General features: G+C 70.6%; 22 protein-coding genes and 2 pseudogenes. 18 read left to right on the plus strand and 6 right to left on the minus strand.

Annotation, left to right across the window (positions count from 1 at the left end):
* Positions 1-205: 205 nt before the first annotated feature.
* Entirely contained in the window at positions 206-367 is a 162-nt protein-coding gene (locus ACFOYY_RS25205; protein WP_386192633.1) for a hypothetical protein, read from the minus strand.
* 90 nt (positions 368-457) lie between these two features.
* Between ACFOYY_RS25205 and ACFOYY_RS25210 the strand changes: the two genes are divergently transcribed.
* The 11 genes and pseudogenes from ACFOYY_RS25210 (at position 458) to ACFOYY_RS25260 (ending at position 12805) form a co-directional block, all read left to right on the plus strand.
* Positions 458-1018, plus strand: a complete 561-nt coding sequence (locus ACFOYY_RS25210; protein WP_386192636.1) for an RICIN domain-containing protein — start codon at positions 458-460, stop codon at positions 1016-1018.
* Between the two features lie 197 nt (positions 1019-1215).
* On the plus strand, positions 1216-2004 hold the full coding sequence (locus ACFOYY_RS25215) for a lipase family alpha/beta hydrolase (protein ID WP_386192639.1): 789 nt from the start codon (positions 1216-1218) through the stop codon (positions 2002-2004).
* A 55-nt stretch (positions 2005-2059) separates the two neighbouring features.
* A pseudogene (locus tag ACFOYY_RS25220) lies at positions 2060-2362 on the plus strand (IS5/IS1182 family transposase); the annotation flags it as partial.
* A gap of 160 nt (positions 2363-2522) precedes the next feature.
* The gene (locus ACFOYY_RS25225) at positions 2523-2720 is read left to right on the plus strand and encodes a hypothetical protein (protein WP_352012395.1); all 198 of its coding nucleotides are present in this window, start codon (positions 2523-2525) and stop codon (positions 2718-2720) included.
* A 66-nt stretch (positions 2721-2786) separates the two neighbouring features.
* A complete protein-coding gene (locus ACFOYY_RS25230) occupies positions 2787-5732 on the plus strand; it encodes a BTAD domain-containing putative transcriptional regulator (RefSeq protein ID WP_386192642.1) in 2946 nt (981 codons plus the stop codon).
* Positions 5621-6025, plus strand: coding sequence for a hypothetical protein (locus ACFOYY_RS25235; protein ID WP_386192645.1), 405 nt, complete (start codon positions 5621-5623; stop codon positions 6023-6025). Before ACFOYY_RS25230 ends, ACFOYY_RS25235 begins: the two co-directional genes overlap by 112 nt.
* Before the next feature lie 87 nt (positions 6026-6112).
* The gene (locus tag ACFOYY_RS25240; protein ID WP_352012393.1) at positions 6113-6307 is read left to right on the plus strand and encodes a hypothetical protein; all 195 of its coding nucleotides are present in this window, start codon (positions 6113-6115) and stop codon (positions 6305-6307) included.
* Between the two features lie 151 nt (positions 6308-6458).
* Positions 6459-7460 (plus strand): MvdC/MvdD family ATP grasp protein, encoded by a 1002-nt coding sequence (locus ACFOYY_RS25245; RefSeq protein WP_386192648.1) that lies wholly within the window; start codon positions 6459-6461, stop codon positions 7458-7460.
* Complete coding sequence (locus ACFOYY_RS25250) at positions 7450-8472, plus strand: TIGR04500 family putative peptide maturation system protein (RefSeq protein WP_352012391.1); 1023 nt, start codon at positions 7450-7452, stop codon at positions 8470-8472. Before ACFOYY_RS25245 ends, ACFOYY_RS25250 begins: the two co-directional genes overlap by 11 nt.
* Positions 8469-10622 (plus strand): peptidase domain-containing ABC transporter, encoded by a 2154-nt coding sequence (locus ACFOYY_RS25255; RefSeq protein WP_386192651.1) that lies wholly within the window; start codon positions 8469-8471, stop codon positions 10620-10622. The genes ACFOYY_RS25250 and ACFOYY_RS25255 overlap by 4 nt, the downstream gene beginning before the upstream one ends.
* Before the next feature lie 68 nt (positions 10623-10690).
* Entirely contained in the window at positions 10691-12805 is a 2115-nt protein-coding gene (locus ACFOYY_RS25260) for a BTAD domain-containing putative transcriptional regulator (protein ID WP_386192654.1), read from the plus strand.
* Here the strand turns inward: ACFOYY_RS25260 and ACFOYY_RS25265 are convergent.
* Positions 12777-13310 carry a tyrosine-type recombinase/integrase gene (locus tag ACFOYY_RS25265; protein ID WP_386192658.1) on the minus strand — a complete coding sequence of 178 codons (534 nt, stop codon included), beginning with the start codon at positions 13308-13310 and terminating at the stop codon, positions 12777-12779. The genes ACFOYY_RS25260 and ACFOYY_RS25265 overlap by 29 nt on opposite strands.
* A 185-nt stretch (positions 13311-13495) precedes the next feature.
* Between ACFOYY_RS25265 and ACFOYY_RS25270 the strand changes: the two are divergent.
* Positions 13496-13871: pseudogene (locus ACFOYY_RS25270) on the plus strand (transposase); the annotation flags it as partial.
* Here the strand turns inward: ACFOYY_RS25270 and ACFOYY_RS25275 are convergent.
* Positions 13843-14178 (minus strand): aldehyde dehydrogenase family protein, encoded by a 336-nt coding sequence (locus tag ACFOYY_RS25275; protein ID WP_386192661.1) that lies wholly within the window; start codon positions 14176-14178, stop codon positions 13843-13845. The pseudogene ACFOYY_RS25270 and the gene ACFOYY_RS25275 overlap by 29 nt on opposite strands.
* Positions 14179-14409: 231 nt before the next feature.
* Here ACFOYY_RS25275 and ACFOYY_RS25280 point away from each other — a divergent pair, with 231 nt between their 5' ends.
* The gene (locus ACFOYY_RS25280) at positions 14410-14778 is read left to right on the plus strand and encodes a hypothetical protein (protein ID WP_386192664.1); all 369 of its coding nucleotides are present in this window, start codon (positions 14410-14412) and stop codon (positions 14776-14778) included.
* Between the two features lie 465 nt (positions 14779-15243).
* Positions 15244-15459: a hypothetical protein gene (locus tag ACFOYY_RS25285; RefSeq protein WP_386192667.1), complete on the plus strand. Its 216-nt coding sequence runs from the start codon at positions 15244-15246 to the stop codon at positions 15457-15459.
* Between the two features lie 82 nt (positions 15460-15541).
* On the opposite strand, the gene ACFOYY_RS25290 is transcribed toward ACFOYY_RS25285, so the two are convergent.
* A complete protein-coding gene (locus tag ACFOYY_RS25290) occupies positions 15542-16321 on the minus strand; it encodes an NAD(P)H-dependent oxidoreductase (RefSeq protein ID WP_352012427.1) in 780 nt (259 codons plus the stop codon).
* Between the two features lie 144 nt (positions 16322-16465).
* On the opposite strand from ACFOYY_RS25290, the gene ACFOYY_RS25295 reads away from it, so the two are divergent.
* The gene (locus ACFOYY_RS25295) at positions 16466-17314 is read left to right on the plus strand and encodes a helix-turn-helix transcriptional regulator (protein ID WP_386192671.1); all 849 of its coding nucleotides are present in this window, start codon (positions 16466-16468) and stop codon (positions 17312-17314) included.
* 524 nt (positions 17315-17838) lie between these two features.
* Complete coding sequence (locus ACFOYY_RS25300; protein ID WP_386192673.1) at positions 17839-18027, plus strand: hypothetical protein; 189 nt, start codon at positions 17839-17841, stop codon at positions 18025-18027.
* 104 nt (positions 18028-18131) lie between these two features.
* On the opposite strand, the gene ACFOYY_RS25305 is transcribed toward ACFOYY_RS25300, so the two are convergent.
* Together ACFOYY_RS25305 and ACFOYY_RS25310 are read right to left on the minus strand one after the other, a co-directional pair.
* The gene (locus ACFOYY_RS25305) at positions 18132-19274 is read right to left on the minus strand and encodes a tyrosine-type recombinase/integrase (protein ID WP_386192676.1); all 1143 of its coding nucleotides are present in this window, start codon (positions 19272-19274) and stop codon (positions 18132-18134) included.
* 538 nt (positions 19275-19812) lie between these two features.
* Entirely contained in the window at positions 19813-20517 is a 705-nt protein-coding gene (locus ACFOYY_RS25310) for a hypothetical protein (protein WP_386192679.1), read from the minus strand.
* 538 nt (positions 20518-21055) lie between these two features.
* On the opposite strand from ACFOYY_RS25310, the gene ACFOYY_RS25315 reads away from it, so the two are divergent.
* Both ACFOYY_RS25315 and ACFOYY_RS25320 read left to right on the plus strand, forming a co-directional pair.
* Positions 21056-21736, plus strand: a complete 681-nt coding sequence (locus tag ACFOYY_RS25315) for a hypothetical protein (RefSeq protein WP_386192682.1) — start codon at positions 21056-21058, stop codon at positions 21734-21736.
* On the plus strand, positions 21733-22044 hold the full coding sequence (locus ACFOYY_RS25320; protein WP_352012380.1) for a transcriptional regulator: 312 nt from the start codon (positions 21733-21735) through the stop codon (positions 22042-22044). The genes ACFOYY_RS25315 and ACFOYY_RS25320 overlap by 4 nt, the downstream gene beginning before the upstream one ends.
* The last annotated feature ends 330 nt before the right edge of the window (positions 22045-22374 follow it).

Here is a 22374-nt window from a genome sequence, read left to right on the forward strand (position 1 = left end):
CGTCGGCGAACCACTTCGTCATGGCGACCTCGTGCACGATGCCCGAGGACCGGACCCGGAGGTTGGAGCCGTCGGCGTAGGCAGCTCGCGCCGCCGCGGCGATCGTCGCCAGCGCGGCGTACACCTCCGAAATGCTCTCCATCCCTCCCACCAGGTCGCCGGTCACTGATCACTGTCTTCCCGACGCCCCGGCGGGGACGAGCGCTTACGGCTCGAAGGTCTGGTAGGCGACGGCGGCCTGCTCGGCCGCCCCGGCGCGGGCGCTGGCCTCGGCTGTCCGGTGCGGGCGGTCAGGGTGACCTCGGCAGTCTCCAGCCGGGCGCTCCTCGACGCGCTCCTGACCAGCGAAGAAAGGCAGACGTACCACCCACACACATAGGTTACACAGTGCTTTCGTGTTACTACTTTAAGTAACGACACTGTGATGGGTCCCCCTCAGCAAAGAGAAAGGACACCCATGAACCACCCCACCCACAGGCTCTCGGCACGACGGCTGGCGGCGGCGACCGTACTCGCAGCCGCCCTCACCGGCACTGCGATGGTCGCTCCCCAAGCCGCGGTAGCCCTCGACGCCCACACCCAGGCCGCCATGAGCGACGTACAGAGCCACACGATCAGGACGTTCTCGGACAAGTGCTTCACCGTCGCTAACACCGACCCCGGCAACAGCGTCCCCATCCGGACCTACACCTGCCGCAGTAACGACCCCTCTCAACAGTTCACCCTCATCCCCGTTGGAAACAACGAGTACGAGATCAGGACGTTCTCGGACAAGTGCTTCACCATCGCCAACAGCGACCCCGGCAACAGCGTCCCCATCCGGACCTACACCTGCCGCGGTGACTTCTCCCAGCGGTTCCGTCTCGTTCCCGCCGGAAACAACGAGTACGAGATCAAGGCGTTCTCGGACAAGTGCTTCACCATCGCCAACGGCGACCCCGGCAACAGCGCCCCCATCCGGACCTACACCTGCAGCGGCGACTTCTCCCAGCGGTTCCGCTTCGACCCGGGCCTCTAAGAGGTAGTTGAACGGCCACCGGCGGCCCAGGAAAACGCCTGCGCCGCTGGAGTGCCCGCCAATGGCACGCGCACGGGATCGACCCAAGGGGGGACCCCTGCGCGCCCGGCCGGGGCCCAGACCGTGATCCCGGCCGTTCCTGTTGCGCTCCGCCGCACCTACCCGAGCGGCGATGAGCTGCTCGATGGAGGTTCCCCATGGTGTTTCGGATGCGGGCGGCCGCCGTGGCCGCCGCGGTCGGTGTCGGTGTGGCGGTCAGCGGGGCGGCCTCAGTCGTCGCCGACGAGACCCGGGCAGGGGATACCCGCCCGGTGGTGTTCGTGCACGGGCTCCATGCGGGCCCGGGCGTCTGGTCGTCGATGAAGGAGAGGTTCGAGAAGGGCACCGCGGGCGACTTCCCGCCGGGAAGACTGCATGCCTTCGACTACAGCGAAACCACCGAGGACCACATCGCCGACAACGCGAAACGGCTCTCCGACTGGCTCTCCTCCGAGCAGCTGGGCGAGGTCGACGTGGTCTCTCACTCCATGGGAGGGCTGGTGGCCAGGAAAGCCCAGGAGGACGGCGCCACGATCCGCCGGATCATCACCCTGGCGACCCCCAACCACGGAACCGGATGCTGCTGGTCTCCTACCCGCCACCCCTGGCAGGCGTGCCAGGACATGTGGCGCGACACCCTGTTCGGCACGGAGAGCGACTTCCTGAAGGACCTGAACGCCCATGCGCACATCACCCCCGACACCGTCATGACGTATGCGACCGGGACCGATGACGGGCAGGTGGCCGCCGACAGCGTGCACCTGGACGGGGCCGTCAACCTGACGATCGAACCGGAGACCTCGGGCGGCAGCTGCATCGACCCCTCGGTGCACAACTCGATCCTGGACCGGGAAAAGGTGGCCACCGACTCCATGAACTTCCTACGGTACGGGGCCGCCGGAGTCTCACAGCAGTCCGTCCTGTCCAGGCAGAGCAGCGAACCCTGAGCCGCCGCCTCACCCAGTACCGTACGGCAGCCGCGGCCCGTGGCCTCGATCACTCCTGTCCGACAACGCCATCGGCAAGACCCTGCTCACCCAAGCCAGCCGCACCTATCCCACGATCACCAAGGCCTGGGTGGACACCGGCTTCAAGAACGCCGCCGTCGAACACGGTGCCCGCCTGGGCATCGACGTCGAGGTTGTCGCACGGCGCTCCAACCAGCCCGGCTTCCACGTCGCCAAACGCCGCTGGCTCATGCTCCACCGTCGGCTGGCCCGCGACTACGAGACACGACCAGACCACGCCGCAGCCATGATCCGCCTAGCCTCCATCGACAACCTCACCCGACGCATAACCGGCTAAACCACCCACTGGCGATACGCGTAACTGGCAATCAACCACAAACTTCGCTCTTCAGACGCCCTCTTAGAGCGGCGGGGCCGCCACAGCGGACTTCGATACAGGCCCTAGTCCCAGGAACACCAGCGGCCACGAACCGGCCGCGTGATCAAGGAGACCCAGCATGACAATCCAGCGGATGGACAACGTCCTCATCGTTGTCGACGACCTTGACGCCGCCATCGCGTTCTTCGGGGTCCCTGACAGCGCCGACGACCCCGAACGGGTGACGCCCCGCCCCGACACCGATCACCGGAGCGACCCGCTCCGGATCGTGCTGCCGCCCGTCTCCTGGAACGTGATCAGGTTGTCGAGGGCCTGACCGGCGTTCGCCCTACACTCGTTGGCTGTCGTTCGGCACGGTCTACGGCCAGAGGTGGGAGCAGAGGTGGAGTTCCGGGTTCTCGGCCCCATCGAGGTGCGCGGCGACGACGGACACGCCGTCGACGTGGGCGGGCAGCGCCCCCGCGCGGTCCTGGCCCGGCTCCTGGCCGCGCGAGGGGCCGTCGTCCCCACCGAGACGCTGATCGACGACCTGTACGGCGACACGCCTCCCCCGGGGGCGCGTGCCACGCTGCACGCCTACATCTCCAACCTCCGCCGTGTCATCGAGCCGGAGCGAGGGCCGCGCACTCCCGCCCGGCTTCTCCTGTCCAGGCCGCCCGGTTACCTCCTCGACACGAGGGACGTCGACGCGATCCGCTTCGCCGAACTGGTGCGGGCTTCGGAGTCGGGCCCGCCCGGGGAGGTGCTGGTCCGCCTCGACAAGGCGCTCGCGCTGTGGCGTGGCTCGCCGTACGCGGAGACGGCCGACGAGCCCTGGGCGGTCGGCGAGGCGAACCGGCTGGGAGAACTGCGCCTCATCGCGGTCGAACGGCGCGCCCGGGCGCTGCTGGATCTCGGCCGTCCGCACACGGCGATCGACGCGCTCACGACGGAGACCGCGCGGCATCCGCTGAGGGAGAGCCTGTGGTGTCTGCTCGCGGCCGCGCTCTCGCGCGTCGGCCGTCACGCCGACGCCCTGTCCGCGGCGGCCCAGGCGAAGGAGGCACTGGAGCAACTCGGCCTGGACCCGGGACCCGAGTTGCGGGCGCTGGAGCACGACATCCTCCGGCAGGCCGGTCCGTCCCGGCCGGCGGCCCCCGCCCCCACCGGCAGGCAGCGGGAACTGGCCGAGCTGAAGACGCTGCTGGGCCGGGCGGACCACCGAGGGGTGGCCATCGCCGCGGTTACCGGTGAACCGGGGATCGGGAAGACCTTCCTGCTCGACGCACTGCGCCGGCACTGTGACGATCTCGGATACCTCATCCTCAGCGGGGGCTGCCACGAGGCCCAGGGGGCGCCGCCGCTGTGGCCGTGGCTCCAGGTGCTGAACGCGCTGGCCCTCGTCTGCCCCCCGCCCGACCTGCCGGCGCTGGCCGGGCTCCTGGACGAGGAGGTGCCCGCCGGTTCCACCGACGCCGCCCGGCTGCGGCGCAACAAGGCCATCGCCGAATGGCTCGCGTCGGCCGCCCGCGCCCGGCCGACGCTGATCGTCCTGGACGACCTGCACTGGGCCGACCCCGCGTCGCTCGAACTGCTCAGGGACGTGGTCATGTGCACCGAGGGCGCGGCCGAACCGGCGCCCGTCACCCTGGTGACGGCCTTCCGCGACGCGGCGTTCGCCGGCGCGCCCTCCACAAGCACGAACGGCCTCACGGTGGACGAACTGCTCGGGCGCATCACCCGATACGAGCTGCTGCGGATCCGGCTCACCGGCCTGGAGGCCGACGCCGTACGGGCGATCGCGGCGGAGATGGGCACGGACCTCGACGAGCCGACGGTCGGCCGGCTGACCGAGCGCACCGGAGGCAACCCGTTCTTCGTCCGCGAGAGCGTGCGGCTGCTCGCCCAGGGCCGGGAACTGGACACGCTCCCCGACGGGGTGGCGGACGTGGTCCGTCGGCGGATCGCCGTACTGCCGCCGGAGACCGGCGAGGCATTGAAGATCGCCGCAGTGATCGGGCGGGCCTTCGACCCCGCGGTGGTCGCGGAGGTGGGCCGCCCGGAGGTGTACGACCTGCTGGATCGCGCGGCACAGGCCGGTCTGGTCGTCGAGCGGGGCAAACGGATGGCCTTCGTCCACGACCTGGTTCAGGAGACCCTCCTCACGGACATCCCGCCGCTGCGGAAGGCGGCGCTTCACCGCGACGTGATGGCCGCGCTGGCCGCCCGCCCCGGCAGCGACGTGGCCGCGATCGCGCATCACGCGGTCGAGGCCGGGCCGGCGGCCTACCGCGACGCGGTCCGCTGGGCCCGGGCCGCGGCCGAGCAGGCGGGCCTGCGCATGGCCTTCGAGGAGGCGGCCCAGTGGTTGGGCCGCGCGATCGACGCGCACGGCGCCTGCTCCGGAAATCCGCTCGACCACGTCGAGCTGCTGCTCCGTCAGGTCCGGGCTCTTCTGGACGCCGGAGACCTGGTCGGGGCCCGGAGGGCGAGAGCCGAGGCCGTGCGCGCCGCCGACCGGGCCGGGGCGGGGCCGGAGCTGACCGCCCGGGCGCTGACCGCGCTCGACGCGCCCGCGAAATGGACGCTTCGCGACCCCTACGAGGCGGTGGAGCTGCGCCTCGTCCACCGGTTCGAAACCTGCCTGCGGATGCTGCCGCCCACGGACAGCCCCGAACGCGCCCGGCTGCTCGGCGGCCTCGCCCAGGAACTGTACGACGGGACCGGAAACCCGCTCTGCGACTCCCTGTCCGCCGAGGCCGTACGGATGGCGCGCCGCCTGGGCGACCCGCTCCTGCTGATGGGGATGCTCAACGCGCGCCACCTGGCCCTGCCCCAGCCGCTGCATGTCTCCGAGCTGCGGGACATCACCGATGAGCTGCACGCGCTGGCGCTGCGCGCGGAGTCGCCCGGGTTCGAGCTGCTCGCGCAACTGCTGTACACGAATGTCAGGCTGGAGACCTTCGACGTCGGCGGCGCGGATGCCGCCGCCGCCCGGTGCGACGCCGTCCTGGAGCGGCTGCCGCTGCCGTGGCCCCGTTTCCAGCACACCATGTGGCGAGCCGTACGGCTCACGCTGGACGGCCGGTTCGGCGACGCGGACGCCAGGCGGACCGGATCGGCATGTGGCACGCCGACGGCCTCGTCGCCATGGGGCGCGTCATGCTGCACTACCACCGGGATGCCATCGCGGACGCGGGGCCGTACATCGACCGCACGGCCGTCTTCCACCCCTCCATGGGCAGGGCCGCCCGGATCCTTCAGCTGTGCGCGCAGGGCCGGGCCGCGGAGGCGGGTGACCTCGCCCGGGACGGCTGGCGCACGCCGCCCGAGGACTGGTCGTGGCTGAACGCGAGCTGCCTCCAGGCGGCGGCGCAGGCGGCCCTCGGTCACGTCTCCGCCTGCCGGCTGACCTACTCGGCGCTGCTGCCCTACAGCGGGCGCGTCTCCGCCTGGTCGGGAGTGATGTGCACAGGCCCGGTCGACTGGTATCTGGCCCTGCTCGCCGGCGCCATGGGCGACGCGGACGCCGCACGGCGGCACCTCGCACTGGTGGCCCGGCTGTCGGACGAGAACGGGCTGACCTGGTGGCGGGACCGGGCGGTCGTGAAGAGGGACCAAGAGGGACCAAGCCAGGCCTAGAGTGGCCAAGAGAACCCCAAACGCCGGCCCCCAGGATGGGTGCCGGGCCGCAGAGCGCGGCCCGGCACAACCAGATGGGGGATTGTCATGCGCGACATTCTCAAGATCGAAGACTTGCCTGCGGGCGTCTCCGAGCTCGCGGGCGCGGACCTGGACGCCGTCGCCGGTATCGACATCGTGCTCGACGACGGCACCGTGATCTCGGCGAGCATGAGCCCCGGGACGGCCTACGTCTCCACCGCGAATTACGGCCGGCCCACCGACACCATCAAGTACAACTGACCGGCGGCATGAGCCGACCGTGACGACCGCGGCCTGCTCCTGGCGCTGACCGCCTGACCAGGTGCGGCCGGTCTCACGCCTCACACCGGGGAGCCGACGTCCGTGGACGGCGGCTCCCCCCCCCACGTATGACGGCGAAGGAATCCCGACCGTGTTATTGATCATCAGTAGCGCCCGCGACGACTCGGTGCACGCCGTGCTGCCTAAGCTGAAGGAGCGCGGCGTGCCGCTGCTGTGGTGGGACGAGGCCGACTATCCCGGGTCCTCCACCCTCACCACCAGCTTCATCAGCGGTCGCTGGCGCCAGCGGCTGACCTATCGAGGAGAGACGCACGACCTGTCGGCGGTGACCGCGGTCTGGTATCGCCGCCCCGACAAGCCGTCCGCTCCGGACGTGCGGGAGCCGTCACAGCGAGAGTTCGCCGAGCACGGGGCCAAGCACGCGCTCGCCGGCGCGTACGACCTCATGGTGGGGGCGAGGTGGATGCCGGCGCAGCCGCAGCGGGCCCGGGCGATCGACAACAAGCTGCTGCACCTGCATCGCGCCACCGAACTCGGATTCACCGTGGCCGACACCGTCGTGACGAACGACCCTGACGAACTCGCCCCGGCATGGAACCGGGCCGAGGGCCGTCTCGTCACCAAGATGCTCGACTACAGCCCGTTCAAACTGGGCGGTGAGGAGGGCCACCTCTACACGGCGGTCGTGCCGCGGCGCCGGCTGTCGGGCCGGCACCGGCTCCGGTACGGCCCCGCGATGCTACAGCCCCAGGTGCCGAAGGCGTACGAGCTGCGAGTGACCGTCGTGGGCGAGCGGGTGTTCGCGGCCCGCATCGATTCCCAGGCGTCACGGCTGACCGCCGTCGACTGGCGGCACTACGACGATCCCAACGTGGGCTACTCCGCCTACGATCTGCCGCGGGACGTCGCCGACCGGTGCGTCCGGCTCGTGGCGGAACTCGGCCTGACCTTCGGCGCCCTGGACTTCATCGTGACGCCGGACAGCCGGTACGTCTTCCTGGAGCTCAACGTCAACGGGCAGTGGGCCTTCGTCGAGCTGCTCAGCGGCCTGCCCATCAGCGACGCGATCGCCGGCTGGCTCGCTGACGCGACCGCCCGTCCCCCTGTCAAGGAGCCCGCCGATGCCCATTGACCAGAACACCTTCGCCACGGACCTCGCCGACGCGGTCGCGCTCCTGCGCCGCCTGCCGCCCGCCCGGGACGCAGTGCGCGACGCGCACCGGCGTGTGCGGGACTGGGCCGCAGAGCGGCCGTGGCTGCGCGCCGACCTCGTGGTCGACGAGCCGCCGGGAACGACCAGGGTCGGGTACGACCTGCTCCTCGAGCACCCCGAGGGCGGCACGGTCGCGCTGTCGGCCGAGGTGGACGACGGTGTTCCGTGGCTGGTCGACCACTCCACCCACTGGGCGGCGGGGCAGGTCGTCAACGTCGACGGGCACGGGCTGTCGATCTTCACGGCGCTTTCCACCATCCGGGCGCTCGGCGCACGCGATCGGCAACTGCACGAACGGCTCGTGGACCACTGCATCCTCCTCGGCGAGGTGGAGGACGACACATTGACCGTCGCGGAAACCCAGCAGGCCGCCGACGAGTTCCGCCGGCGGCGCGGGCTCACCACGCGCGCCCGGACGCTGGAGTGGCTCGCCGACAGCGGCCTGTCCGAGGACGCCTTCCGGGAGCACGTCAAGACGCAGGCGCGCATCGCCCGGGTCCGCGAGCGCTTCGCCGGTGACCCGGCCCGGCGCTACCTCGCCGGGCATCCGGAGCGGTTCACCGTACGGCGGGCGGCGTGGGTGACCGGGCCGCGCCCCGAGCCGCTGCGGGCCCTGCTCGACGGGCCGGTGACCGAGTTCGCGAACCGGGTCACGGCCACTCTGCTGGCACCTGGCGAAGCCGCCGGGCTACGGCTGGAGGCCGCCGCGACGCTCACCCCTCGTCTGCCCGAACCCCTGCGCGACGTCCCGGCGGGAACGGCGGCCGGGCCGGTCCCGTACGACGGCGGCCATCTGGCCGGGGTGGTGTACGAGGTCGTCCCGCCGGACCCCGAGTCGCCCGAGGTGCTCGACGCGGCCCGGGACGCGGCGTTCCAGGCATGGCTCGACGAGCGGCGGTGCGCATCCGAGATCAAATGGTTCTGGCTATGAGACGGCGGGTGCCGCTGCGGATGCAACTCACCCGCAGCGAGTGCGGCGCCGCCTGCCTGGCCATGGTGCTCGGCGCGCTGGGGCGCCGCACCGGCCTCGCGGAGGTGCGCGAGCACCTCGCCGAGGGCGTCGACGGGGTGAGCCTGCGCGAGATGATCCGCGCCGGGGCCCGCTTCGGGCTGCGGCTGCGCGCCTGCCGCGCCCCGCTGGACACCATCGCGGAGCTGGCCGCGCCGTTCATCGCCCTGTGGGAGAACAACCACTTCGTGGTGGTCGAGCGGGTGACGTCGCGCGGCGTCGCCGTCCTCGACCCGGCCCGAGGGCGCAGGCGGCTGTCGCAGCGCCAGTTCAGGGCCGGCTACTCCGGCACGGTGCTGCTCGCCGACGCCCCCGCCGGGCTCACGCCCGCCGTCAGATCCCGGCCGTGGCGAGTGCTGCGTCCGCTGGTCGCCCCCGCGCTGGCGAACCGCAGGCTGGTGGCCGCCGTGCTGCTGGCCTCGCTCGCCACGCAGGTCCTCGGCCTGGCCGTACCGCTGTTCACCAAGATCGTGGTGGACCGGCCGGTGCAGATCGACGTGACGGCGCTCGCGGCGGCCGCCTGCTGCGTCGTCGTCGTGCACGCGCTGATCGCGTGGACCCGCGCCTGGACGCTGATCAGGCTGCAGACCTCGGTCGCGGCCGAGGTCATGCGCACGCTCGTCGGCCACACGCTGGCCCTGCCGTACCGCTTCTTCCAGCAGCGGTCGAGAGGCGATCTGCTGAGCAGGCTCAGCGGGGTCGCGATGCTCCGCGACCTTCTCACCGAGCAGTCGCTGACCTTCCTGTTCGACCTGTTCACCGCGGTGACGTACCTGACGCTGCTCTTCGTGGCCTCCCCCGGGCTCGCGTCGCTGACGCTCGCGGTCGCCGCCGCCCAAGGCGTCGTCGTGCTGGCCACGGCCCGTAGCGGACGCCATCTGGCCCTCGCCGCGGTGCACAGCAACGCGGCCACCCAGTCCGCCCTGGTGGACAGCCTCGGCGGAATCGAGGCGATCAAAGCCACCGGCGGCGAGGCGGCCGCCGTCGCCCGCTGGCGCGGGCACCACGACGAAGAACTGACCACCGGGGCGGCGCGCAACCGGCACGTGGCCGGAGTGCAGGCAGCCAGCAACGCCCTCGGCATGGCGCTCGACCTGGGACTGCTCGTCGCCGTGTTCGCCACCGCCGACGGGCGGACACTGGGTGACCAGCTCGCCCTGGTGTCGCTGGCGGCCGCGGCGACGGCGCCGCTCGCGTCGCTGCTCGGCATCGTCTACCAGCTGCAACTCGCCGCCGCGCACATCGGCCGGATCGCCGACCTGATCAGCGCGGAGCAGGAACGCGCCGGAGGCGTCCGGCTGGACGGAGGGCTGCGCGGCGGCATCACCCTGACCGGCATCAGCACCGGATACGACGCTCGCACACCGGTGCTGCGGGACGTCTCCCTGCGCGTCCCGCCCGGCGCGCGGGTGGCGATCGTCGGCGCCTCCGGGTCCGGCAAGACCACCCTCGGCCGGGTGCTGGTCGGGCTGGTGGAGCCGGCCGCGGGGCAGGTGCGTTTCGACGGGATCCCGCTGGAGGAGCTCGACCTGCGGTGGCTGCGCGGGCAGGTGGGGGTGGTCACCCAGCAGCCGCACCTGTTCGCGGGCACGATCAGGGACAACATCGCCGGCTTCGCCCCCGTGAGCCGGCAGATGGTCGAGTACGCCGCCCGGCTGGCCGAGATCCACGACGAGATCGTGCGGCTTCCCCAGGGGTACGACACCAACATCGGGGAGGGCGGGGGACGCCTGTCCGGCGGGCAGCGGCAGCGGGTCGCGCTGGCCCGCGCGCTCGCCCGCCGCCCCCGGGTCCTGCTGCTCGACGAGCCGACCGCCAGCCTGGACGCGGTCATGGAGGAACGCATCCGCCGCAACCTGCTGCGGCTCGGGCAGACGCAGATCATCATCGCCCACCGGCTGTCGACCATCCGGGACGCCGACCTGATCGTCGTACTCGATCGGGGCCGGCTGGTCGAGGCCGGCACCCACGACGAGTTGATGGCGTACGGCGGTCACTACGCCGACCTGGTCCGCTACCAGCACCAGGCGCCCGGCTTCGCCGGAGCCGCTCCCAGCAGCCGCCAAGTGTGATCCCAGTGGTCAGCAAGTCCGTCCTTGTTGGGTGAGATCGATAGCCGGATCTCACCTGGAGGACGTACATGTCCAACGGCCTGGCCGCCGCGGGAGCGGTGCGGTTCCGCGTTCTCGGACCGGTGGAGGTCCGCGACAGCGACGGCACGCCGATCGGCCTCGGCGGGCGTCGCCAGCGGACGTTGCTAGCCAGGCTGCTCGCGGCGTACGGCGCGCCCGTGCCGGTAGGGGAACTGATCGACGACGTGTTCGGCGGCGCGCCTCCGCCGCGTGCGCGGGCGACCCTACAGGCGTATGTGTCGAACGTGCGCCGCGCCGTCGAGCCTGGTCGTGCTCCGCGAACGCCGCCGCGGCTGCTGGTGAGGCGACCCATGGGATACGCGCTGGCCGCGACGGACGTGGACGCCGTGCGCTTCGGCGAGCTGCTGGACCGCGCGGACAGCCGCCCGCCCCATGAGGCGCTGCCCCTGCTCGACGAGGCGGTGGGACTCTGGCGGGGTTTCCCATACGGCGAGTTCTGCGACGAGCCGTGGGCTGCCGCCGAGGTACAGCGGCTGTGGGACAGGCGTGCGGTGGCGGTGGAGCGGCGTGCCCAGGCGTTGCTGGAGGTGGGCCGGCCGCAGGCGGTCATCCTCGATCTGGAGGGGGAGACGGAGGCGCACCCGCTTCGGGAACGGCTGTGGTGCCTGCTGACGCTCGCCCTGTATCGCACCGGCCGGCAGGCCGAGGCGCTGGCCGTGCTGCGCCGTGCCCGAAGGTTCGTGGACGGCCGGCACGGGACGCGTCACGGTGCGGAGTTGCGCGCGCTGGAGGCCGACATCCTCCGGCAGGCCGACTCGCTCGGGCACGTCCCCGCCGCCGCGGTCCCCCTGGCCCTGGACCCTTCCGCCACGGGCTCCCCGCGGCGGCGGCAGGCGCTGCACGGACGAGAGACGCAGCTGGCGGAGCTGATGAGGCTGACGGCGAGTGACGGCCCGGCCGCCGGAGTGGTCAGCGGGGAGCCGGGCATCGGGAAGACGTCCCTGCTGACGGCCTTCCGCGACCGCTGCGCCCGGCACGGCCGTCTGGTGCTGTGGGGTGCCTTCGACGGCGGCGGTACGACGTGGCCGTCGCAGCCCTGGACTCAGGTGCTGGAGGAACTGCGGCGGCTCTGCCCGACGCCCGACCCCTCCGCGTTGGAGGGCCCCTTGGACGATCAGGCGTATTCGGGTGCCGTGCACCCGTTGCCGCCGCGCCGAGCCCGGGAGGTCGCCCGGTGGCTGGTCACCGCCGCGCGTGAGCAACCCCTCGTGATCGTGCTGGACGACCTGCACCGCGCCGACCCGGAATCGATGAGGACGCTCAGAGAGGTCTTCGTACACGCCCGTGCCGTGCCCGGCAGCCCCCCGCCCATCACCGTCGTCACCGCGTTGCGCGGCTGTTCTCCGCACCGCGACGCCGTGCACGACCTCCTGGGCGGCCTGGCCGCGTACGACCTGGTCCGCATCCGTCTCGGCGGTCTGGGAACCGAGGCGGTGCGGGCGCTCGCGGCCGATCTGGGGACGCCGGTGGACGAGCGGGCCGCGCGCCTGCTGATCGAGCGCACCGGGGGGAACCCTCTCTTCCTGCGCGAGGTCCTGAGCCGGCCGGACATGGTGCCCGACGTGGTCTCGAAGCTGGTCCATCAGTGGCTCGCCGCGCTGGGTCCGCAGGTCAGGGATGTGCTGCGTATCGCCGCCCTGATCGGACGGGACTTCGACCCCGCGCTGGTCGCCGAGATCGCGGGGGAACCGGGCTGCGACGCGCTGGACCGGGCGGCCCGGGCCGGGCTGGTCGTCTTCCGGGCCGGTCGCATGACCTTCGCCTGCGGCCTGGCCAGGGAGACGATCATCGGTGACATCCCGCCCTCGCGTGCGGCCGAGATCCACCACGCTGTAATGATCTCCCTGTCCTCCTATCCCGGCGCCGACGTGGCGGTCATCGCCCGGCACGCGGTCAAGGCGGGACGCCGCGCTCATCGCGAGGCCGTGCGCTGGGCGCGGGCGGCAGCCGAGCAGGCGAGCCTGCGCCTCGATCACGCGGAGGCCGCCGTCTGGCGGGGCCGGGCCGCCGCCGCCCACGCCGCCTTCGGAGGCTATGAGTCGCGCCGTTGGATGGCCGAGCACCAGGAGTTCCTCACCAAGAACTGGCCACTCCCGCATTGAGGAACAGGCACTTACGGCTTGAAGTCTGGTCGACGACGGCGGCCTGCTCGGCCGCCCCGACGCGGAAGTAGCGGGCGCTGGTCTCGATGGAGGAGTGCCCGAGCAGGGCCTGGATCTGGGCAGGGTCGGCGCCGCTCTCGCGCAGCCGGGTGGCGTAGGTGTGACGGATCCGGTGCGGGCGCAGGCCTGGGAGTCCGGCGTCGTCGCCGATGGCCGGGACGACCTGGGTGATGCCGGAGGCGCTGAGCGGTCCGCGCTGGCCCGGCCACAGCGGACCGGCCTGCAGGCCGCGCTCGGTCAGCCAGGCGGCCAGTTGCTCGCGGGCGGCCGACGGCAGTGGGACGGTGCGGACCTCGTCGCCCTTGCCGTGCAGGCGTATGTGCCCGGTGCGGGCGGTCAGGGTGACGTCGATCGTCTCCAGCCGGGCGCATTCCTCGACGCGTGCGCCGTCATACAGCGCTCTGGCGCCGGACAGTCCACGGAACCGAATCGGCGAGGGAGCCACCATAGAAGCGTTGACCTGCGATGACGCCGGTTGCGTCCACGGACGTGGTGTATGAGTTTCCCCAGCTAGATGGCATGGCGCCGTGAATGAGGACGGCCATTTCGTGGTCCTTCGTGACTGCGACATCAAGATCGAAGGAGAAGAAAGCGATGGCTGTGAACAACAGTGTGGACCCCGCCACGTGACTGGCGGAGCAGATCCAGCAGGGCCCGGATCTGTTGCGATCCATGGCGGGAGACCATGGCCGAGACGTTGATGCCGGCCGAGGCCGACACCCTGTGCGGCGCCGAGTACGGCACCCGCAGCGACGAGCGCACCAACCGACGCAACGGCTACCGCGCCCGCGAGTGGGACACCCGCGCCGGCACCGTCGAACTCGCCGTTTCGAAGCTCCGCTCGGGCTCCTACTTGCCCGAGTGGCTGCTGGAGCGTCGGCGGCGGGCCGAGCAGGCGCTGATCAGCGTGGTGGCCACCAGCTACCTGCTCGGGGTCTCCACCCGCAGGGTCGACAAGCTGGTGGAACAGCTCGGCATCAAAACCATCTCCAAAAGCTCTGCCACACGCCGGCGGGCAGACCGGCTTCGGTCATCAGATCGAGCGCCCACAGCGCGGTGAGCGCCGTCTGGGTGTCGGGCTTCTGGACGACGGTGTTGCCGGCCATGAGGGCTGGGACGGCGTCACCGGCGGCCATGCTCAGCGGGTAGTTCCACGGCGAGATGATCGTGACGACGCCCTTGGGGCGGCACAGTTCGGTGGTGTGGGTGAGCACGGGGATCGCACCACGGCGGCGGGGCGCGAGGAGTTTGGCGGCGCGGGCGCTCGTCCGGTGGGCGTCGATGTCGACGTCCAGCCCGGTGACCCATTCCATCCGCCTTCATCAACTCCCTCAGAGCCTATGACCTCGGCTCTCAGCCGGGACGAGCCGCGCCGATGTTCCGCTTCGTCCGCAAGCCTGCACCCCACGGCGGTGCCCTCTCGGAGAAGGTCCTCTACGCCCGGATGACCGTCGTCACGAACGCCTTGACATGATCGGGCTCGCCGCCGCTTCCATGATGGCCACGCTGGGCCTGCGCAGAGCGGGTCGATAGGCTGGCCGGTCATGCGTGCCATCCTGCGTGACGGGCCGGTCATCCGTGTCACCGACGACCCCGATGGAGTCATCGGGGAATTTCTCGAGTACGCGCTGTCGGCGCATGCGTTGTCCGGGCGCGAGCGGGCCAGGCTGGCCGACGATCTCGCGGAGCGGTTCGCCCCGGACGGAGGAGGATTGACCGTGCCGGATCTGTTCGTCGCCTACCAGGCCGCCGAACCGGACGACCTGCCTCCGAACCTGGTGGAGGAGGCCCGGGGGGAGCTCGGGCGCGCGGAACTGTGGGTGCTCACGCGGCTCCGGTTCCGCGGGCGGCCGGAGGCGTCGGCGGTCGTCGAGGGGGACGAGGTGCGGCGGTTGCTGGGCGAGATGCTCTAGCAGTCGCCGGCCCGCTAAGCGGTGCCGGGGCGGGAGTACTCCAGGGCCAGCGCGCCCACCAGCTCGGTCGGGCATTCTCGAAGACGGGTTCCAGGTCGGTATAGGTGAAACGGACACACCGAAGCTGACGGCTCAACCAGAATGGGAACGACGATTACGAAGGTGGCGAATCGGGCCTGACCAAGACAAGCTCGACCTCCTTCGTCAAGCAGGTCAGAACCGCCGGAAACCTGCCGGGCACTGCGAGAACAGACCCGTCAGCACCTCCCTGGTCCTCGGGGCCGCCACCGGCCATTGGCCTCCTACGAGAAGCGATGACCCGAGGTCCGCGCTCACGGTCTTCCGTGCCTTCGTCGCCCCACGGAAGACTGCTACTTCGAGATCATCTCGGGCATCGTCGACGCTCTCGCCCCGGACGAGGCGACTCGGCAGGCCGACCGAGCCCTGTGGTACGGCTGGACGAGGATGACGCAGGGCGGTTTCCAGCTCAACCAGCAGATCATCAGCTGCCGTGAAACCTTCGGGCCGGTCGCCTACGGCGGCCATCTCCACCACGACGCCGAAAAGATCCAGGCGCTGGAGAATCTCGGGGATCTGCGCCCGGTGGTGGAGTGGCTCGCGGCCCTGACGCTCGTGGAGGGCCTGCGGATCCTTCAGCTCCAACGGACACTAATCGGCTGACGTTAGCGAGCCGTCGGGGCTCGGGTTATCGTCACCGGCCGTTCTGATGCGGGTGGTCGCTCGTCCTGTCCCTCGCCGGCGGCTAATCCCGCACGTGCAGGCCGAAACCCTTGCGGCCCGGCACTTCCAGGCCCTCCTTCAACCGCAGTGACGGGATCTCGTAGTCACCGAAGTTCTGGCGCCGGAACGCGATCGGCTCGGTTGTCTCCAGCGACAGCAGCCGCTCCTTCCACGCCTTCGCGGCGTCCTCGAAGTCACCGCGCGTCATCTTGTCGGTGCCGTACAGCACGAACGGCGGCAGCACTTCCACGCCCGGGTAGTACAGGATCCCGTGGTGGATCGGGAACAGCAGATCCTCGATCGGGCCGTTGATTCCGCGATCGGTGTAGTGGGACTCCGGGCCCCCGACGGTCACCGACAGGATCGCCCGCCGCCCCTGCAGCGTCCCCTCACCGAAACGCTCGCCGTACCGGGTCTCGTCGTGCGCTCCGACGCCGTACGCGAAGTGGAAGGAGAACACCCGGTCCACCCAGCCTTTGAGGATCGCCGGCATCGTGTACCACCACATCGGGAACTGGAAGACCACCGTGTCGGCCCACAGCAACTTCTCCTGCTCGGCCGCCACGTCGGGCGTGAGCGCGCCGGCGTCGTACGCCCCGGCCGAACTCGGTATCACCCGCAGCGGGCTCGTGGCGTGCTCGCCGAAGTCCGCCGCGTCCACCACGGCCTTCCAGTTCATCGCGTACAGGTCGCTCACCCGCACCTCGTGCCCGGCGGCTTCGAGAGTGGACACGGCGAGGTCCTTCAGAGAGCCGTTCAGCGAACGCGGCTCGGGGTGGGCGTGGACAATGAGCGTCTTCATGGCTGTTCCCTTCAACAAGGTATGTCGCCATAGATGCTCGGCCGCCGAGGCCTCGTCGTTCAGGGACGCTTCTTCCATCGGACGGGACTTCCTGGTAACAGCAGGACCACCTTCACGCGCGTCACCGGAGCCATACTGGGGGGCATGGACGATCTCGCGGGCTTTCTGCGCACCCGGCGTTCCCGGGTCGCCCCTTCCGCCGTCGGCATCCCCACCGACAGCCGCCGCCGCGTCGAAGGGCTGCGCCGCGAAGAGGTCGCGCACCTGTCCGGAGTCAGCGTCGACTACTACGTACGCCTGGAGCAGGGCCGCGCCACCCAGCCCTCCGAACAGGTCCTCGACGCGCTCGCCCGCGCCCTCGGCCTCGACGAGACCGAACGCGGGCACCTGTACCGGCTGGCCCGGCAGCGCCGCCGCCGCGCGAAGTCGCCCAGCGGGCGCCTGCGGCCGGAGCTGCTGCGCGTACTCGACCTGGTCACCGACGCGCCCGCCCTGCTCATGGACCACCGGCTGGACGTGGTCGCAGGGAACCGCCTCGCCGGGCTCCTCTACGGCCGGGAGATGCCGGGCTTGAACACCGCCCGGCACATCTTCCTTGAGGAGACCGAGCGCGGCCTGTACGCCGACTGGGAGAAATGCACCCTAGACGTGGTCGGGCACCTGCGTCTGGCGGCCGGGAAGTACCCCGACGACCCGCGCCTGGCCTCACTTATCGGCGAGCTGGCGATGGGGAGCAAGCGCTTCCGCCGCCTCTGGGCCCGCGCGGACGTGCGCTCCCGCACACATGGACGCAAGGCGTACCGGCACCCGCTGGTCGGACTGCTGGAACTGCATCAGGAGAACTTTGCGCTGCCGGATGAATCGGGCATGGAGCTGCTGGTGCTGTCCGCGGCACCCGGGAGCCCCACCGAGGACGGGCTGCGCCTGCTGGGCGCGCTCAGTGGGGATGGACATCCCACGGTAAAAGGCCTGCCGGTAACGAATGTGTCATGAGCCGCAAGAATCCGTTGCGTTCGTCGGCGTCTGCGCCGAGGCCGTCGTGGCGGCCGAGGGTGGGAGGCAGGCGTGCCCGGGATCTAGCTGGAGTTCGGGCGCGGAGTGAGTCCGGGCATCGGGAAGAGAGCCCTCCTCTCCTTGTCAGTCAGCTCCTCCCAGGTCGGGCGAGCGCCCTGTCGCGGGCAGGCGCTGGCGAGCCCTGGCCAGGGCCAGGACATGCGGGTCGTCGAGCGGGATCGGCCCTTGAGGAGTCTGAGTGCAGAAATTGGCGGTAGCGATGATCACGGGTCGCTATCGCAGCTGCCGTTCTCGGGTTAGCCGTTGACACCCCTACCGCTAGCCCAAGCGAGCGGCCTTCTTCGAGGTCAAGCCCTCCGTATGAGAGCTGACTGCACAGGGTGTCGCCCGGACGGACGCACACTGGCCAGCACCGACAGCCTGGGAGCGATACGCCTTTGGGACGTGCGGACCGGACGGCAACTCGGAGAGCCGCTCGTCAACCTGTCCGGCGACGCCTGCAGGTGGCGTTCAGCCCGGACGGCCGCACGCTGGCCAGCGCCGCGTTCGACACCATCGTCCGGTTGTGGGACGTGAGCGTGCCGGACAACCTGCCGACGGCCATCTGCGCCATCGCCCTACGGCCCTTCACCCCTGAGGAGCGCAAACGCTACCTGCCCGGCATCGACTACCGATGGACGTGCCCCGCCTGAATCTGCCCGGCACGCTCCCGATCCGCCCGGGCGGCGGACGGAGCACGATGCCCCTACGGTCACGGTCAGTGTCGTGCACACCTGCGGTGGCTCCGGTTCCGGGGTCACAGGCCGACGCCGCGCATGGGGTTGTCGCGCCATTTGTCGGCGGTGCGAATGTAGCCGTGTACCACCGGGGACTTCTCCGACCAGCGGCCGTGCCGGGCGATCGCCGAGACCGGCGCCCCGGCCTTGGCCGCGGCGGTGGCGCCGCCGGCGCGCAGCGAGTGCGCGCTGAACGTCTCGGCGTTGGGCAGCCCGGCCCGGACGGCGGCGCGGCGCACCAGCAGGTTCAGGCCGTGCCCGCTCATCCGCTTCACGGCCTTGCCCGCCGCGCCGACGGTGCCGGTGAGGTGGCCGTGCCGGTCGACGCCGCGCAGCAGCGGCCCGCTCGTGACCTCTTGTTCGGCCAGCGCGGCGATCCAGGCCTGCACCACCCGGACCGGGCAGGTCTCGGTGTGTGAGCCGTAGGGCAGCGGCACGGTCTCGCCGATGGCGTCCTGGTCGGTCTTGGACCGGCCGATGAACACCTCCAGCCCGTCGCCGGTGAGGGTGATGTCGGCGATGTTCAGCGCGGTCAGCTCCGAGCGGCGGCCCATCAGCGCGAACCCGAGCACCAGAGCGGCCCGGTCGCGCAGCCCGGCCAGGGTGTCTGGGGCGGTGGCGTCCAGCATCCGGCGCAGGATGTCGAGTTCGGCCGGGGGTGCCTTGCGGGTGCGCTGCCCGGCGTCGGCGCGCTGGCGGCGGTAGGAGCGCAGGGCCAGCCGGGCCGGGCGGGCGTCGGCGGCCAGCCCGGCGAGCTTGTGCCGGGACTGGACGCACGCCAGCGCCCGTTCCACGGTCGACGGCGCGGGCAGCGTCCCTGTGCGGGTGGGGGTGGCGGCCAGGTGGGTGACGTACTCCGCCAGCGTCTCGGCGGTGGCCGGCAGCGGGGTGCGCCCGTGCGTCGTGCACCAAGTGGTGAACGCGGTCCAGTCGCGGGCGTAGGCGCGGCCGGTGGTGGCCGCGAACCCGTCGGCGACCCGGACCCGCGCCGCCGGAGACAGCGCCCGCTCAACGTCGGTCCCGGAAGGGCTCGCCGGGACGTCGGCCGCGAAGGGCGTCTCACGGCTCCGGGCGGGCAACACGGTTCCGGCGAGTGGTTCGGGACCGGCATCGGGACCGTGGTCCGGTTCGAGGGCGGAGAGGGCGTCGGAGGGGTCGGGCACCGGGTTCTCCGCGGGGTCGGGTCGATCATGTTTCTGGGTTGCGATAAGGCATGTTATCGCAACCCAGGGCCTCGCGATCGAGAACTTCTTGGAAACGTTTCTAGAAGCTCATCCTTGGTCGTTCTTCTAAAGGATCTGCCTTGAAGGTAGGCCTAAGAGCGAACCTCGCCTGATCCCGACAGGTACGTGTTGGTGTGGATGCGGAACCGAGGTCGGCCTCGGCTCCTTCTTCTCCCAGGGGCACGACAAGATCGCAGAAGCCGCCCTCCTTGCGGCCCGGTACGACAACTCCGTCGCCCGACTCATCGCTCACCACGGCTTCGGTCCCGAAAACGGTGTCCGCGAGGCGGCTGTGGAGAGCGGTTACTGGGAGGCCTGCCCCGAAGCGAGCTGCGACTACCTCGGCGCCCCGTGGGCTTCACGCCTGCTGCTCAATGTGGTGCCGATCCGAGCGGAGAGCCGACCACGGAGCGACCTGCGTGCGGAGCGGAGCTCTTGCGGAACGGAAAAGCTCGCTGAACGTCGGCCGGGCTGCTGCTCACCGGTTCCGCAGGCCGGGCCGGCAGCAGGACGAGCACTTGAGCCGGTTCCCGAGGCTCCCCATGAGGCGGATCCGGCCTGCCGACGTGGCAGACGGCGGGTGGTCGTCGACGGCCATGGAGTTGTAGAGGCGTGCGCTTTTAGTGGTGAGGCGCAGGAGGGCTCGGCGGGGTCCCGCGGGCAGGGCGGAGATCAGGCGGGCGCCCTGGGCCAGTCCCAGCGCGCCGAGGCGGGATGCGGGGACCAGGGTCTTCGCCGCGCTCAGCGCGGCCGCGCGACTGCCGCGCACGTGCTCGGCCATCGCCCGCTCGTAGGCGGGAAAGGCGCGTTCGTGGTCGCCGCCGGCCCGCGCCAGCTCCCCGGCGAGGACGTACGCGCCGACGACGGCCAGGCTGGTACTGCCGCCTACGGCCGGGCCGGGGCTGTAACCCGCGTCGCCGACGAGCGTCACCCTCCCCCGCGTCCAGGTGTCCATGCGGAGCTGCGTGACCGAGTCGAAGTAGAACGCCGGGGTGTGGTCAAGCTCCTCCAGCCAGCGGTCCACGTCGGCGTGCATGCCCTTGAACGCGTCGCGCAGCAGCTCCTTCTGCCGTGGCACGTCACGGTGGTGGTGGTCGAGTTCACGCTCGCTCCGGAACAGGAACAACGCCCGCGCGCCACCGAGGCGCCGCGAGCCGTACATGCCGGCGGTGCGGGCGGCCATTCCCGTGTCCGGTCGCGGTGCATCCTTTTTCGGTGACCATGCATCGCGACCGGCGACGATGGGCGGTAAGTCGGACTTATGTCCGAACCTACTCCGAGATGATCATGAACTGTTCCAGGGACCCATCAGCGGCATGTCTTCCCGCATGCGCGTTGTCCGGTCTCAGCGAAGGTGGCACCTGTCTCGGTGAAATTGGCGCGTCCTGGCGTTCCGTCTCACACAGTTGGCACGAGAAGGACGATCGAGACCCGGCCTCTCACTGAAGGTGGCATGTGGCGGGTGTTGAGCACCCGATCGTTGGCAGCGGTAACCATGCGCCCGGTTGGTGTCGGGCGCCAAGCTGGTTTGACAGAGGCCGGACCCTCTCCGGGCCATTGGGCTCCTGGACGTGCCACGTCGAAGTATCGGAAGTCGCGAGGGGTCCGCTTCCGATACCGCAAGTCGTCTGAAGTAAGCACACCGGTTCATCGGTCGGCTTGCGGCAATCATGTCTGCGATGCAAACATGTCTGGGAAGCCGACATAATGGAGGTCAGGTCATGAGGCAAAACGCGGCCAATGAGGCCGGCAACCTGCTCGACGAAGTAAACGTCCTGCGCGCCCGAGCCCGCACGGACCGGCACGCCTTCCGCTTTCCCTTGCTGTTCTTCGGAGGCTTCACCTTGGCCACCGCCCCGCTCTATGTCATCGACTTCGAGTTGCGGGAAAGTCCGGAAGGAACCTTCACCTGGCCTTTCGGAGAGTGGATCGATATGGTCTGGCTCGCCGGACTAGTCGCCGGGGCGGGGCTCACCGTGTGGTGGTATCGCCGCCACGGCCATCGGGCGGGCATTCAGACCTCACCGCGAAACCCAACGATCATCTGGAGCACCGCTGGGGCGGCCCCGCTGGTCTGGACGCTCCTGCCGCTGGTTGGCTTCCTCCTCTGGCCGTTCTTCATTCGCGACACCTTCGGCCTCCTGGCTTCGGCCCTCGGCCTGATCGCCCTGGCCCGGGCCGAACGCAGCCGCCATCTCTGGATCGTCACCGCCCTCTACACGGCGACAGCCGTCCCGGCCGTCGTCTATGACGTGCAAAACCAGTACCACCACCTGTTCCACCTGTTCGGCGTCTCCCCGCAGGAGATGCCCTACGGTCTTCTCCAGGGCAGTCCCGTTCTGCTCCCGGCCATGATCCTCCTCGTGGGCGGACTGACCGTCCGGCGAAAGACACACCCATGACTTACCCGACCGGAAATCTCGATGACACCGTCCACCAGCGCCATCGCCTCGGCATCCTTACCATCGCCAGCGAGGCGTCTCGGGTCGAGTTCACCTACCTGTGCGAGGTGCTCCAACTGACCAGGGGAAACCTCAACCGTCACCTCGCCGTCCTGGAGGAGGCCAGACTGATCACCCTGGAGAAGGGGTACGACGGACGGCGCCCGAAGACATGGATCGTCATTACCAAGGAAGGCCGCGTAGCACTCTCAAAGGAGATCACCGCGCTGGAGGAACTGGTCCACCGCCACCGCGCCAACGAAAGCTGACCCTCATGCCGACGGTCGCCGGGCTTGTGCCGTGCCGGTAGTCGGCTGAGGATCAGCCGAGAATCCGCTGACAACCACCGGGCAGGAGGCGCTGTGGTGGGAGCAGTACGTTCTGGAAGTGCTCACAGGCGTCCGGGCCGACGCGCCTGCCGGTGCGAGACCACACCCGCACTTCGACCCGGCCACCACGACGCTCACCCAGCGCGAGCAGGCCAAGGCCGCCGAACCGGCCGCCGAGGGACGCCCAAGGTCAGCACGCGCACGCTCAAACGCAAGCGGCTGCGTTACCAGACCCAAGGCCTGGCCGGACTGATCGACGGCCGTCATGAC

Origin of the sequence: Streptosporangium jomthongense (assembly GCF_042650425.1) — a bacterium.
Lineage (GTDB): Bacteria > Actinomycetota > Actinomycetes > Streptosporangiales > Streptosporangiaceae > Streptosporangium.